The organism is Hyella patelloides LEGE 07179 (assembly GCF_900659865.1).
Classification (GTDB): domain Bacteria; phylum Cyanobacteriota; class Cyanobacteriia; order Cyanobacteriales; family Xenococcaceae; genus Hyella; species Hyella patelloides.
Window position 1 is genome coordinate 1 of record NZ_LR213788.1, and the last position, 14,829, is coordinate 14,829.

Genomic DNA, 14,829 nt, shown 5'->3' on the forward strand with positions numbered 1-14,829 from the left:
TTTCATAGATCTGACCTTGTAAACCCCAACTGTATGATTCTGCTTCGGGATAATTGAGTCTTCGAGCATCAGCGATCGCATTTTCCGTAAGAGCCGTAATTTCTGACCAAGAGGGCATATTAGGGGATAAATTACCTTGTTGTGCTGCTTGTTGGCGCAATTTCAGCAAATTATCCGCAAAACCAATTTTTAAATCTACGCGATCTCGACTGAGAGCCAATGGGGGAAAGTGTTGTTTAATCGTGTTGATGAGATTGATTCGGTGAATAGTCGATTGCGTTTTTAGCAAAAGATTTAATTGCGCCAAATTAGTTTGTAGAAATAAGTCTGTATCGGAACAATCGACAATTGATTCACAAAGCTCAATTCCTCTTTGATAATGTTCTGAAGCAATTTTATAGTAAGATTCGTCCTCGTTATCTCCATAAGCTACTAAAGAATTACCTAAAGCCAGTAAAGTTTTAACCTCTTCTCTACCCAATGAAAGCTTAGATGCGATCGCTAAACTAGCTTCTAATACAGAGCGGGATTTTTCCAGATCTCCTCTGAGACGCAAAATATCACCGTAACCCCGCAATTCGACAATTTTTAAGGGAGAATCTGGCTGATTTTCTAAAGCTTCACTAACCTCGGCAAAAGTATTAATGGCTCGTTGATATAAGCCGAGAGTTTTTAATCCCCTGGCTTGATTGAGTTGTGTCCGAATTACACCCCAATCGTCTCCTGCTCTTTGATAAGCGGAAATAGCTAAATCCCAACTGGCGATCGCTATTTCGGAATTTCCTAAAGCTAGTTCAATAATTCCTTGATTGTTTAATACTTGAGCCAAAGTGCGATCGATATCAAGATTTTGGCTTTGGGATTCTAATAATTCGCGAGTTTGTTTAATCTCTGTTTGTGCTACTTCTCTGTATCCTAATTTATAGTTAATTAAAGCAAGATTACTCCTAACTCTCGCTTGAGCGAGAATATCTTGACGATGTTGATAAATACTTAAAGCCTGTTGCCAAAAATGACGCGCCTTCTCATAGTCAGCTAGCTGATAGGCTTGTTTTCCTTGAGCTTCTAAAGCATTAGTTTCTAAATCGCGGTCGCCTGCAAAATCATGTTTTATAAGGTTACTAGCAACTGCTCGATTCAGAGTTAGATTAACTTCTAAAATACTCAAGCTAATACCTAATAAAATACACAAAAAAAAGCATATTGTTTTTTTAAAGAACTTAAAATTAACCATTAATAATAATTTTTTATAACAAATTGATTTTTAACTTCTGCCGATCGCTCCTTAAAATCAACTAAAGCTTTTCTACTTATTAAGCAATAACTTATCAACCTCCGCCACTGGTAGAGGTTTAGCAAACAAATAACCTTGACCGTATTCACAACCTAATTTTTTTAAAGCCATTTTCTCTGTATCTGTTTCAATTCCTTCTGCTACCACATCCATTTCTAACTTATGAGCTAGTAAAATAATAGTACTAACAATTTCAAAATTCTTCTGACTTTGGTTCATATTGCTAACAAAAGAACGATCCACCTTTAAAGTATCCATCGGAAAACGATGTAAATAGCTAAAAGAAGAAAAACCAGTGCCAAAATCATCGATACTAAGTTTAATACCCAAAGCTTTTAAATTGTCTAGCATGGCAATTGCTTGGTGAATATTTTCCATAACCATACTTTCTGTAATTTCTAACTTCAAAGAACTACTATCTAAACCAGTAGTCTGCAAAATATTTTGCACAGTATCTACTAAATTAGGTTGCACAAATTGCCGACCAGATAAATTAACGCTAATAAATAAAGAAGATGCTTCAGTAAACTGTTGCTGCCATTGATACATCTGATGACAAGCCTCTTTCAGTACCCATTCCCCTAAAGGAATAATTGCGCCAATTTCTTCGGCAATTGGAATAAATGCGTCTGGATAGACAAAACCTCTTTGGGGAGAATGCCAACGAATTAAAGACTCAAAACCCGAAATTCTTCCCGTAGTTAAATTAAAAATAGGTTGATAGTATAATTCAAATTCTTGTTGCTTAATCGCTTCATATAAATCCGCTTCTAATTGCAAACGTTTTAAAGCTTCTGCTCGCATTTTGTGGGCAAAAACTTGATGGCTTATTTTCCCTGATGCTTTTGCTTGATACATAGCAGTCAGCGCAGAGCGAAAAATATCTTCGGGATCGAAGTCAGTTGCCAAACTATGAAAAGCAATTCCAGTAGTTACGGTAGTCGAAGTTTGAGAACCCTGCAAATCAAAAGGTAAATTTAATTCGGTTTGCAGTTGATGAAAACTTTTTAAGGCGATCGCTCGATCAGTAATCACTTTAGCGATCGCAAATTCATCTCCCCCCACTCTGGCAAAAATTACTTTTTCTGCTAAATTCTTTCTTAATCGACAAGCTGTGGTAATTAAAAGCCAATCTCCTGCTTGATAGCCCAAAGCATCGTTGATCATCTTAAAGCGATCGAGATCGATACAGATCACCATCATCGATCTTGATTGTTGAGGATAATAATACTGCTGTTTTAATTCTCGCAGCTGTCTCATAAATAAGGTGCGATTGGGTAAGCCTGTTAAAGAGTCATAAAAATAGGCATTAAGTATACGCTGACATAAGAGACTAGCAACCGTTAACCCCAGGCTTAAAGCCGTAGGAATCAAAGGAATCCATCCCCCCACTAAAAAAGCTAGCCAGCACACCCCCCACAGAACGATAATTGCGAAGATACCCACCACAGCAATTTCTAGCGGATTTTCCCGACGAATTGCGATCGCCATTACGGCTAAAGACCAGATCCCAATCCAGAGAAATTCTATACCTTCAGAGAAAAACCAAAATTGACTAGACTCTCCTAACGCCAGAGAAATGATTTGACTGACCATCTGAGCATGAACCACCGCCCCTGACATATCTGTGGTTTCCCCTCCATAGGGAGTGAAAAATAAATCATTAATACTAGAAGCAGTGGTGCCAATAATAATGACTTTATCTTTAATCAAACTAGGGTCAATTTTCCCAGCTAAAACTTCTGTCAGACTTACTTTAGGTGTAATATTCGGCGAGCGGTAATTAATTAAAATTTGCCACCCCAAAGCTTCAGAAGGCTGCATACGATAACCCCCTGAATCAGCCCGTAACCGCTTTAAACGAACATCACCAAGCTTTAAAAACTCATCATTGACACTTAACTCATAATCACCAGCAAACCTGGGGTTATTTCTCAAATAAGCCAAGCTCAAGCGTAAAGCCAAAGAAGATAGCTCTTTGTCTCCTAGGCGAGCATACATTAAGTTACGCCGTAATCTACTATCGCGATCCAAAACAAGATCGTTAAAGCCAATTTGTTCTAAGGGTACTTCTGGGGGAGCAGCGATTTTATTGGTACCATTTCCTAAATACTCAATACTCACTACGTTATCCTTTTGTAACTCTTGTCTGAGAAAAGACGTGCCAGGAGGAGAAGCAATATCTCGATAGATATCTAGTCCAATTACTGTCGGTTGATGCTGTTGTAGTTTACTTAATAACAGTGCCAGAGTTTCATCCGATAAAGGCCATCGATTTTGATTTTTGATATCGGTATCAGTAATTTCTACTAACAGTAATCTCCGATCTGGACAAGCCTGATTGCTTAAACGGACTAGACGATCGTAAGTAAATAACTCTAAATCTTGTAATCCTCCTCCTTGCTTAATTGCCAGAACTATCAAGGTCATGATTATAGTGATAATTAGACCATGAAAATTGTGAGTTCTCTTAGTATTATGCCGATCGTGTAAATCGTGATAATACTGAAGAGTTACGAGATGAAATTTAGAAATTAACTTAAATATCACAATTAGTAACAAAAATAAATTAAAGTTTGAAGAGTATTTTACAACAGCAAATAATAAGCAGTTTTGCGTATCAAGAATGAGTAGTTTTACGGATGCTTTAAAAAAGGATTTATCGGTTAAAATACTGAGTGCAAATTCTAAATATCTAAGTATCTCTGTCACATTTTAACCGTAATTTTCCCAACTTGAAGAAAAAAATGCTTATGATTGATTAAAATAGAAAATAGGTAATGTATAATTTCCTCAATAACTTTTAATTTTTATGATAAATGTTAACTAAAATTCGCCGAACAAAAACGTTGCTCAGAATTTTTTTAATAGCGATCGCTATTAAAGGAGTGGTGGGAATTCCTATTCCCAGTAATGCTCAAGAAACCAATCAAAAAAGCGATCGAGAAACTTCGGGAAGTACTAACGATGGTTTACCTTCTCATCGTCGAGATGGGGGAACTCGTGGTAACAGTTGTGTCGCCAGTAGCCAAGAATTTATGGCTTTAGTACCAGATACCGCAGTTAATCACACTGCATCTTTAAATCCCAAACTGTATTTTCATGTTCCGAAAACCGAAGACTCTCAAACTATTGAATTTGTCTTAAGAGATCGCAGCGATCGATTGGTTTATGAAACCATCATCGAAACCAAAGGCGAGTCGGGAATTATGAGTGTTGAGATTCCCCTTGCTATTAATAATCAAGCCAAATCTTTAGAATCTAGTGCCGATTATCGTTGGTATTTATCCCATATTTGTAACCCAGAAAAACGCTCTCAAGATCTAGTTTTAGAAGGATGGATTAAACATCAAGAATTATCAAAAATTACCCAAGAGAAATTAGCAACTTTGACTCCAGCAGAACAAGCTCAATTTTATCAACAAAAAGGTCTTTGGTATGATGCTTTAGCGATCGCTGCTACAGAAGCACAAGCCAAGCCAGAAAATTTATCAGAAACACAATGGTCAGAACTTCTATCTACCATCGGTTTAGGAAAGTTTGCCAATCAACCTTTAGTAGACTAATTTAGCAGTACAGAAATTACCGAGTCACAATTGTTGAGAGATAAGAAAGCTTGATGTAATAGCAATTCTCGCGCACTGGCTAGATAGATAGCACATTATTTTTTCTTAAGAAAAAACACTAAAATTCTGGTTTATACTGAATCGGCTGAGGGGGTGACATTACGACTCCTAGTTTCCAACCTTTGTCTCTTGTTAATGCGTGAGAAACGGTATAATTAACCACTGTAGAGAAGCCATATATCGCGTCTCTACCCACCAACAAATAACAAAATTTACTGTTTCCGCAAAGAAAGCAAAAAGAACTTAGGTAGAGCTAACATTCTTCGCCATCGGTAAGGCTCTTGATAAAGGCGATAAGACCATTCTAGGTTATTATTTCTCAACCAAGAAGGAGCGCGGTTTTTTTCTCCCGACCAAATATCAAAGCTACCACCAACACCAATCCAAATAGAGCTAGGACAGAGGTAGCGATATTTTTGGATCCAAATTTCCTGTCGAGGTACTCCTAAACCCACAAAAATAATCTGAGGTTGCTCTTGTTGTAAGTTTTCGCGCCACTGCTGTTGTTCTTCTTCAGAGAGATAGCCATGCTGTGTTGAGATCCGTAAATTGGGGAATTTTTCGCGCCACAATGAAGCGGATCCCTCACTAACCCCAGGACTACCACCAAAAAAACATACAGAGTGAATTTCTGGGGCATTTCCCACACGATACAGTAAAGACTCTGCCAACTCAATACCAGGACATCTGCGATGCTTAATACCCCGCATCCGCATATAAATGATGACACCCGCACCATCAGGAATTACCAAATCTGCCTCTTGGATTATTTGAGCTAGAGTAGCGTCTGTTTGAGTTAAAATAGCCATCTCTGCGTTGAGAGTTACTACATGAGTTCCTTGTTTTGTAGTTAATCTCTGATACAGCCAGCCAACGTAATCATCTAATAAATGAACTGGTAGATTTAAAACAGAAAAAATTTGAGAATTAGCAAATATACTATTTGGCTTGGACATTTATCATTTATCATTTATCATTGATTGGTCAACTTGCCAGAGACCTCTTGGGCAGAAATAAGGATCGCAATACTAGCAAATATTAAAACATTTTCACTCCCTCTTTGGGCACGCTTCTCTTGCACCACTACCCTCTATTAGCTCGACTATTGCGATCGTAAGTTAACTGCTGTTCCTATGGCAGTAATCAAGAGTAAAACGCCTTTTTCATCTACATTAATCGTACCAGTATCAATTTCAATCCCCACGATGGCATCTGCTCCTAGCTTACTAGCTCGTTTTTCTAGCTCAACTATTGCGTCTAGCTGTCCCTTTTCAAAGACTCGTTCATAGCTTCCAGTACGTCCACCAATTGCATCTCTAATACCTGCAAAAAAATCTCTCAAGACATTAGTCCCATAAACTACTTCTGCGGTAACAATCCCCAAATAGTTTTGTATTTCGTAACCTTGAATGGTATCCGTTGTTGTTGTCAACATGAGTATACTAATTAAGTTATCTTACGTAAAAAACACTAACATAATTAGACATGATTAAAACCCTCAGAAAATAACCGCCAAAAATCGTTGAAGCTTTTATTTTTTGTAGCACCTAGTTGTATGTAAGACTTTCTTGGAGGCTATCTCAGATTGGTTTGATTATTATTTCTCAACAAGTCTATTTTTCTATTTGAATCATTGTAATCTTGTATGAACTATTCTTTGTTAAGTAGGTTTCGAGGAGCGTGGTTAGGTAGTTTAATCGGACAGCAACTAGCAAATCACAATCGACTAATTACCATTAGGGAACAAAAAACTTCTATTTCCGAGCTGGCAAAACCAAAATCTTTTTGGCGATCTCGGCAGAGCCGAGGCGCTGCGCGATCGACTCCAGAAATCTTATCTGCATTGCAAGAACAATTCAATGTGCTAGAAACTTTGAGGTGGGAATCGATCGATTCTGTTTCTGGGCAAGAGTATTATCTTCTAGCTATTTTTCCAGTAATTATGTACTATCATGATGATTGGTGCAGTTTATCAAGTTTTATCAATCAAAACAGATACAGTTTGCAACAATCTCAAAAAGAGATTGATAATATCTTAGTATGGTGTTACACAGTTAGATTGGCACTACGAGGGGAGCTAGTCTGTTGTGGTTTAACTGAGCGTGTGGTGGTGGGGATAGGACTAAAACAAACAGCCTCGATTCAGTGGCTTAAAGAAGTGGAAATGTCTTGTCTAAATGGTTTGAATTCAATTCAGTTAGCTAAAAAATTATCTGCAATGGAGAATGGAGATTTAGCTTTATCTTTGTTTTGTGTTCTCCAGAATCCTGAAGATTTTTTCTTAACGATTCAGCAAGCACTATTTTGGGAAAAGCAAACAACTATGATTACAGCTTTGAGTGGTGTTTTAAGTGGAGCGTACAATGGTTTGACTGGAATTCCTGTTAACTGGCGCAATTTATCTCAGAATCAAGATTTTTATCAACAAATCACTACTAAAACCGAGAATATGATCGCTGAGTGGTTGGGGATTGAACTTACTGTAAACAGGGGAACTTTATCTTCGGTGATTACTTCTCCTAGAGTTCTACAGCCTCGCTCTAATTTAAAAATTATTTCTCAACAAGAGTATTGATTGGCTTCAAGTGAATTTACAATGAAGCAAAAAACGCAATTTTTGGGAAGTTTTAGGGAATAGTTAGGGGAGAAAAGCTGTGATTGAACTATTCCATTGGACTAAAATCAATTTTCACTTATGATGAAAAGCTGGCATTTATTAAATCAACAAATTGAGATCTGGCGACAGAAGTATAAACGCCAGTATAATCTGCTGAAAATTGGGGAAAAGCAGCCAAAACGCTTTCATAGATTGTGGCAACAGAAATCTCCCAAAAACTATAAGCGTCCTCGAAAAATCAAGCTTTTTGACTCGGTTGTCATGTTATTTTTGGCAATTGTTCTCCTGACTGGGGTAGTAGGTTATCGTTTTTATAATCAGCCTCAGCTAACCGTAGGAAAAATCTCTCCGATAACCATCAAAGCTCCCAAAAGCGATCGCTTTGAAGACATTAGAACTACGATCGCCAAACGAAAAGAAGTACAAACGGGGATTGTTCCCATACTCAAACAAAATGAAGAGACTACTGCGGAAATTAATTTAAAACTGTCTCAGTATTTGACGCAAATTGATAAATTAAGAGCTTTAATGGAGCCATTTCCTTTTGCCGATACTCAACTTTTGTCTCTAGGGACTCAACAGTATTTACGTTCTTGTTCTCAAGAAGGGCTAGATTTGATTTTAGAGCCTCCAATAACTATTGATGATAGTTCGGATTCTCCAGCTTTAAAGAAATATCCTAATTTTAATCTGAAAACGCAAAAAGCGATCGCTGAATGGGACGCTTATCGTCAGCAAACTACGGATGAAGATTTTCAGACATTTCTTGCCGAACTTGAAATCGCTCGTTATCGCTACAGTCAAGGACAAAAACGATTAAAACAAAAACCGATTGGCAATTTTAACCAAGAAGAAATTACCACTCTTTTAAGTTTAAGCGATCGCCTGTGGACAGTGACCAAAAACACCTTAATCTCTGCTAGTGAAAGGATACTCACCCAGGGGATTGCGCCAGGAATGCCGACAGAGCTTTTAGAAAAAGCAGTTAATCTGCAATTAGGAGAGGAGTTGCCTATTTCTGTGTCGCAATGGGGGAATAATTTACTTTTAAGTGTATTAAGCCCCAATCTTCAAGAAGATCGACAGGCTACTTTAAACATTGCCGAAAAAGCAGCCCAAGCGATCGAGCCGATTACGGTAAGTATTGAAAAAGGTGCAATTATTGTTGAAGAAGGGGAAATCATTTCTCAAGCTGATTTTGTGCTGCTAGATGGTTTTGGTTTGAGTCGTCGTGGGATTAATTGGGTGGGCTTACAAGCATCCGTCGTTATTGTGACCTTAGCGATCGCAATTTTCGTACTGTGTCAAAGACAAGCCTACGTGACGTTGCGCCATCGAGATTACTTGTTATTGTGTCTGTTAACCCTTAGTGCGCCTCTTTTAAACATTTTTCAGGTTTCTTACCCTAATTTGCCCGCTCTTGGCTTGCTAGTGAGCAGTTTCTACACTCCTCCATTGGCGGTTTGTCATCTGAGTTTGGTTACGGGTTTAATCTTTTTTAGTAATCCTGCTATTAGTTGGATCTATCTGCTGGCGGGAAGTGCAGGGGGTTTATTGGCGGCAGCGATCGCTGGAAGGTTGCGCTCCAGGGAAGCTATTTCCAAGCTAGGAGTAATAGTTGGTCTAACTCAGGGGGGAATTTACTTTATTGCCAAACTGATTGTGAGTTCCAGTGCCATTACTATTTGGTCAGCAGTGTTACCAGATGCGATTATTTATGGTTTATGGGGTGTGGCTTGGTCAATTGTCGCTCTTGGAATATCACCTTATTTAGAAAGGTTGTTTGATTTGATTACGCCAATTCGTTTGGCAGAACTATCTAACCCCAATTTACCGCTACTAAAAAGGTTAGCCACAGAAGCCCCAGGAACTTTTCAGCATACAATGTTTGTAGCTTCTTTAGCCGAAGCTGCTGCACGCGCTCTTAAGTGTAATGTAGAGTTAGTCAGAGCAGGTACTTTGTATCATGATATCGGGAAAATGCACGATCCTTTAGGATTTATTGAAAATCAGATGGGAAATCCCAATAAACACGATGCCATAGACGATCCTTGGATCAGTGCCGAAATTATTAAAAAGCACGTCAGTGAAGGGTTGGTGATAGCCAAAAAATATGGTTTACCCAAAGCCATTCGCGATTTTATTCCCGAACATCAAGGTACTTTGTTGATCGCCTATTTTTATCACCAAGCTCAAGAAAAAAGTCAAAATAACCGTAATTTAGCAGTTTTAGAAGCTGATTTTCGCTACGTAGGGCCAACTCCCCAGTCAAAAGAAGCGGGTATTATGATGTTAGCAGATGGTTGTGAAGCAGCCATGCGATCGCTAAAAGATGCCACTCCCGAACAAGCTTTAGCTACAGTGAAAAAGATTTTTAAGGCTCGTTGGAAAGATCGACAATTGGTAGATAGTGGTTTGCGATATGAAGAGTTGCCAATTATTGCAGAAGTTTTTATCAGCGTTTGGCAACAGTTTAATCATAAGCGGATTGCCTATCCTAAAGATAGTAAATAATAATTCAGTCAGGAGACAGAGATCGCTATATTGATAAGTAACCGACAACGAATAAAGACTTTTTCTGATTCCTTGAATATCTGTGAAACAAAAACAAGACAACCACTTTAATCGCGCTCGTGCTAGTTTACAGCAAGCAATTTCTTGGTATGGTAACTTTCGCCGTCATGGGCAATATCCCCCCGATGAAACTCTACAAACAACAGTGCGGGATGATTTAAAATCCCTGAAAAATGCTTTAGATAAATTAGATTGCAAAGTATTACGCATCTCGACTTTTGGTTTGGTTAGTTGTGGAAAGTCTTCCGTAATTAATGCTTTAGTAGGACAAGAGGTGTTTAAAACTGGAGCTTTAAATGGGGTAACACAATTTCCGCAGTCGATATCTTGGCAACCTGAAAGTGAAGAAATAGAAGTCGAATTAATTGATACCCCTGGTATTGATGAAATGGGAGGAGAAGCGAGGGCAAATATGGCGCGAGAAATCGCCCAAAAATCGGATTTAATTTTATTTGTTTTAGCAGGAGATATTACCCGCACCGAGTATTTAGTCTTGTCTCAACTCAGACAAAGCCAGAAACCAATAGTAATCGTCTTTAATAAAATCGATCTCTATCCCGATAAAGATCGTCAAAGCATTTATAATCAGTTGCAATTAGTCAATTCAGCAGGTATTGGAGACAGGTTAGAGCAGTTTATCTCTCAAGATGAAATTGTTATGGTATCAGCTAAACCCCAACCAATCCAAGTGCGTCAAGAAACTTCAGAAGGCATAATTTCCCATACTTGGGAAACTGCACCGCCTCAGATTACAGAATTAGAAGAAACCATCTTACGTATTATCTCACGAGAAGGGCGATCGCTATTGGCTTTAAATGCGTTGGTACAAGCTAGGAATGCCGAAACCAATATTGCGCGTAAAACTATTGCCATCAGAGGAAAATCGGCTCAAGACATTATTTGGCAATATGCTAAGTATAAAACTCTAGCAGTGGCAGCTAATCCTGTTCCTTTACTGGATGTTGCAGGGGGATTTCTCTTCGATTTGGGGTTAATTCGTGCTTTGGCTAAATTATATGGTTTACCAATTACTGGTTATGAAGCAGGGGAGCTTTGGCGCAAAATTCTGGCTAGCTCTGGCGGTTTATTATTAGGAGAAATTAGTAGTAATTTGGTTTTGGGTGTGGGTAAAGGGGGTGCTGCAATGATGGCAGCTTTTAATAGCCCAGGAGCTTTTATAACCTATACTGGAACTGCGGGAGTTCAAGGTGCGATCGCGGGTTATGGGGCTTATGTAGTGGGTAAAGTAACTCAGGTTTACTTAGAGCAGGGTTGCACTTGGGGCGATTTAGGTGCTTCTACTGTAATTGCTGAAATATTATCACAGGTAGAGCCAAATACAATTATTTATCGTCTCAAACAAGAATTGTGGTGATAGTTAATAGCTAATAGTATATTCGTGAAAAATTAACTATACTATAATTTAATAGCGATCGCTAAGTGTTCGACTAATTGATGATCTAAGAGCTTTTCAGGTTTGGCTGTGGAGTTGGCTAAGCTGTAGATACGATTGCCATTGGTGTAGATAATAGAACCATCAGTAGCTACATCATAGTATAAAACTCCGTCAGCAAGTGCTTTTTCTGTGCCATCGGCTGTTCTACAGATTAATTGCCAAGAATTGGGGACTAAAGCGGGAACATCTCCTTCTTTAAGGTTTTTATTTTTAGGTAGCTTTTGAAGATCGATTAAATCACCCCAAACTTGCATTTTTTGTTCTTCTGAAGGTTGAGCTTCACCCACTTTCATGAGGGGTTTACCAGTAAAAGTTACAGCAAAGAAATTGAGTATTTGATATACCGTATTGGCTAAACGCAGAGGAAGCAATAGGATGTCTTTGATAACACTCCAGAAACTTGTTTGTTGACGCTGATTACTGTAGGGACGACGGATATAATAAAGTGCGCCATCAGCCGTCATTTGGGGTTCGAGAAAATCATAATTTTCATCTTCGGCTAAACAACTGATATCACCAGCATCAAAATCTAATTTTTCAATCCGAAAAGGACTTCTATTGATAGCAAATCCTTGAGGGTTACGTGCAATACCCGCAGATTGATAGACTAAAGCTTTATTTATTCCAGGTAGCCAATAGGGTGCGAGATCGATAGAGTCTCCTTCGGTAATATCATTTGGTCTAGCACCATCAATAGGCATAATAGCAATGTTGGCAGTACCGTCTTTTTGTTGTGTGGTACAAGCAATTAATTCTTCTCGTTCGTGAACATGGAGATGTTGAATTAAAAACTCAGAGCCATGATATAGGCGTTTTTCTTTAATGCGATCTTTGTCTAGGGTAAAAAGTCCTCCGACATCTCCGACATTTAGTGAGTAGTAAATTTTTCCTCGATCGTCACAACAGACACTAGAGAGCTTAACTGGCGTAGGGGTATTGGCTTGTTCTTCCATTTGCTTCAGCATTTGGGGAGGAACGCGATTCGCCATCGTACTCTGGTTGCGAAAGATATTCCGTCGTTGAATTTGTAGCATTCTTGCTTGGGTAGCTTCCCCAAATTCACTACCGATAATGCGATATGGCGCACCAGCAAGCTTTAAGTGGAGTTTATCCCCTGCGATATAAAGAAAGTCAATATCCATTTATTAATTTAAAAGCAACTATTCATTGTCTAGAGTTTCCGAAATAGTCTTGAGCAAAATCAGTAATCGGACTTAATTATTGGTTATTGGGGTGTTCAGAATGGTTTGTGTTACAAGCCATAGAGCAAAATAATTAAAGCAGGAGTAATCACCGCCAGTAAAATACTTAGAGGTGTTCCCAAGCGAACAAAATCAACAAACTTATAACCTCCTGGTCCGTATATCATGGTGTTGGTTTGATAACCGATAGGAGTCATAAAGCTATTAGAAGCTGCAAAAGTAATAGCAAACATTACAGATATGGGATTAATTCCCAAAGAGGTTGCTACCTTAACACTTAAAGGAATCATCAGTAATACCGCAGCATTATTGGATAAAATGGCAGTCAACAAAGAGGTAATGATGTAAAAGAACATCAAAATCCAGTAACCAGATAAGTGATTTCCTACTGCGAGTAAGGGTTTTGCTAACAATTCTGTCGCGCCAGAGTTATCCATTGCGGTACTCAGGGGGATTAAACCAGCTAAGAGAAAAATAACGTCCCAACGTACTGCACCATAAATTTCCCCTGGTTTGAGACAACCCGTCAATACCATTAAGATAACTCCAGCTAAAGCACTCACCATAATAGGAATTAAATTGAAAGCAGAAACAGCAACTACTCCCAGACAGATACCCACAGCAACTTTGGCTTTATCAATTCGTAAGTTGTCGACATCTCGCTGTTCTAAAACTAATAATTCTCGCGAATTTTGTAAACCACGAAAACTTTGTTTGGGACCTTGAACTAACAGTAAGTCACCGAAACGTAGGGGTACTTTTCCCAGTCTTTCTCTAATTAATTCTTGTCCTCGGCGAATTGCAAGAACTGTACCATTGTATCTTTGTCGGAAACGTAAATCTTTGAGAGTAGAGCCAATTAAACGAGAGTTAGAAAGTATTAGTATCTCGCCAATTTTTTCTTCTCCTGTGTTTAATTCTTCTTGTAAAGATTCCTGATTAAATTTGACATCTGGTAAAATTTCGATCGCTCTTTCATCTTTGATTTGTAATAATACTTCTCGACTACCTCTAACAATTAAAATATCTCCTCGATCGATTGTTTTATCACCAATAGGTTGAGGAAAGTGAGTTCCATCATGAATTAATTCTAAAACGTCAATATCAAATTGACGCTGGACACCGCTTTCATTGAGAGTTCTACCTACCAAGCTAGAATTGGTTGCGACGACAACCTCTGTTACATAATCATCTAATTCATAACTTTGACCAATCTTACCATTACGAGGTTTTTTTCTACTAGGTAGAATTCGTGGAGTAAAAAAAGCTAAATAAGCTAACCCTACAATAAAAACAATTGTGCCTAAAGCTGTGAACTGAAATACTTTAAATTCACCATAGCCTAATTGTGCCGATAATCCACTGGCTAAAATATTAGTAGATGTTCCAATTAAAGTTAGCGTCCCCCCTAAAATAGAAGCAAAAGATAAAGGCATCAAGAGCTTGGAAACAGAAATCCCTAACTTGCGACACCAGTCTTCAATAATAGGAATAAAAATGGCGACTACTGCGGTGTTATTAATAAAAGCACTAACAGGGCCAACAATGATACCCATTACTAATATTTGTTGCACAATGCTTTTACCACCCTTGGTAATCAGTAAATCTCTCACTACTTGAATTGCACCAGTACGAGTTACTCCCGCACTCAGGATAAACATGGCCATTACTGTAATAGTGGCTGTGTTACCAAAACCCGCAATTCCTTGCTCTGGAGTTACTAATCCTAGTAACATTAACACGATCGCCACAACTAAAGCGGTAAAATCTACAGGTAGCCATTCAAAAACGAAAGCAATTAAGGCAAGACTTAAAACACTAAGGGTAAGAACAATCGCCATGAACGTAGGTTAAATTTTAAGATCAAGATATTGTTAATAAGGTTGAAAATCCTCAAAGAATATAACCCATACAAACAAAAGATTAGATAAAAATGCGTAACTATTACAAGTATTATGTAAAATCAACTACAGTTTTATTCTAATCTAAATTATTTATGTTTCGATTATCCCAAAGATTATCAAGTAAACAATAAAGATTTAGCAAAGTTTTACTATTTA

The 14,829-nt window shown here is 38.2% G+C and carries 10 protein-coding genes; 4 read left to right on the forward strand and 6 right to left on the reverse strand.

The window, feature by feature from the left end:
• Both H1P_RS05825 and H1P_RS05830 read right to left on the reverse strand, forming a co-directional pair.
• On the reverse strand, positions 1-1,168 hold a 1,168-nt coding region (locus H1P_RS05825; protein WP_484133486.1), incomplete at its 3' end, for a tetratricopeptide repeat protein.
• Between the two features lie 138 nt (positions 1,169-1,306).
• A complete protein-coding gene (locus H1P_RS05830) occupies positions 1,307-3,724 on the reverse strand; it encodes an EAL domain-containing protein (protein WP_144865050.1) in 2,418 nt (805 codons plus the stop codon).
• Between the two features lie 389 nt (positions 3,725-4,113).
• Here H1P_RS05830 and H1P_RS05835 point away from each other — a divergent pair, with 389 nt between their 5' ends.
• Complete coding sequence (locus tag H1P_RS05835; protein ID WP_144865052.1) at positions 4,114-4,860, forward strand: DUF928 domain-containing protein; 747 nt, start codon at positions 4,114-4,116, stop codon at positions 4,858-4,860.
• A 272-nt stretch (positions 4,861-5,132) separates the two neighbouring features.
• Here the strand turns inward: H1P_RS05835 and H1P_RS05840 are convergent, their stop codons facing one another.
• Complete coding sequence (locus H1P_RS05840; protein WP_144865054.1) at positions 5,133-5,876, reverse strand: WecB/TagA/CpsF family glycosyltransferase; 744 nt, start codon at positions 5,874-5,876, stop codon at positions 5,133-5,135.
• Positions 5,877-6,022: 146 nt separating this feature from the next.
• Entirely contained in the window at positions 6,023-6,355 is a 333-nt protein-coding gene (locus H1P_RS05845) for a YbjQ family protein (RefSeq protein WP_144865056.1), read from the reverse strand.
• Positions 6,356-6,565: 210 nt separating this feature from the next.
• On the opposite strand from H1P_RS05845, the gene H1P_RS05850 reads away from it, so the two are divergent.
• The 3 genes from H1P_RS05850 (at position 6,566) to H1P_RS05860 (ending at position 11,486) form a co-directional block, all read left to right on the forward strand.
• A complete protein-coding gene (locus H1P_RS05850) occupies positions 6,566-7,495 on the forward strand; it encodes a hypothetical protein (RefSeq protein ID WP_144865058.1) in 930 nt (309 codons plus the stop codon).
• A 120-nt stretch (positions 7,496-7,615) separates the two neighbouring features.
• On the forward strand, positions 7,616-10,051 hold the full coding sequence (locus tag H1P_RS05855; RefSeq protein WP_246141483.1) for an HD family phosphohydrolase: 2,436 nt from the start codon (positions 7,616-7,618) through the stop codon (positions 10,049-10,051).
• 82 nt (positions 10,052-10,133) lie between these two features.
• Positions 10,134-11,486 carry a GTP-binding protein gene (locus H1P_RS05860; protein WP_246141484.1) on the forward strand — a complete coding sequence of 451 codons (1,353 nt, stop codon included), beginning with the start codon at positions 10,134-10,136 and terminating at the stop codon, positions 11,484-11,486.
• 41 nt (positions 11,487-11,527) lie between these two features.
• Here H1P_RS05860 and H1P_RS05865 read toward each other — a convergent pair whose 3' ends face one another.
• Together H1P_RS05865 and H1P_RS05870 are read right to left on the reverse strand one after the other, a co-directional pair.
• Positions 11,528-12,709, reverse strand: a complete 1,182-nt coding sequence (locus tag H1P_RS05865; protein WP_144865062.1) for a TolB-like translocation protein — start codon at positions 12,707-12,709, stop codon at positions 11,528-11,530.
• 110 nt (positions 12,710-12,819) lie between these two features.
• On the reverse strand, positions 12,820-14,610 hold the full coding sequence (locus tag H1P_RS05870) for an SLC13 family permease (RefSeq protein ID WP_144865064.1): 1,791 nt from the start codon (positions 14,608-14,610) through the stop codon (positions 12,820-12,822).
• Between the last annotated feature and the right edge of the window lie 219 nt (positions 14,611-14,829).

Excerpts from the sequence above, each read along its gene's own strand:
- H1P_RS05830 (WP_144865050.1), bottom strand. The coding sequence starts at position 3,724 with ATGACCTTGATAGTTCTGGCAATTAAGCAAGGAGGAGGATTACAAGAT.
- H1P_RS05835 (WP_144865052.1), top strand. The coding sequence starts at position 4,114 with ATGTTAACTAAAATTCGCCGAACAAAAACGTTGCTCAGAATTTTTTTA.
- H1P_RS05840 (WP_144865054.1), bottom strand. The coding sequence starts at position 5,876 with ATGTCCAAGCCAAATAGTATATTTGCTAATTCTCAAATTTTTTCTGTT.
- H1P_RS05845 (WP_144865056.1), bottom strand. The coding sequence starts at position 6,355 with ATGTTGACAACAACAACGGATACCATTCAAGGTTACGAAATACAAAAC.
- H1P_RS05850 (WP_144865058.1), top strand. The coding sequence starts at position 6,566 with ATGAACTATTCTTTGTTAAGTAGGTTTCGAGGAGCGTGGTTAGGTAGT.
- H1P_RS05855 (WP_246141483.1), top strand. The coding sequence starts at position 7,616 with ATGATGAAAAGCTGGCATTTATTAAATCAACAAATTGAGATCTGGCGA.
- H1P_RS05865 (WP_144865062.1), bottom strand. The coding sequence starts at position 12,709 with ATGGATATTGACTTTCTTTATATCGCAGGGGATAAACTCCACTTAAAG.
- H1P_RS05870 (WP_144865064.1), bottom strand. The coding sequence starts at position 14,610 with ATGGCGATTGTTCTTACCCTTAGTGTTTTAAGTCTTGCCTTAATTGCT.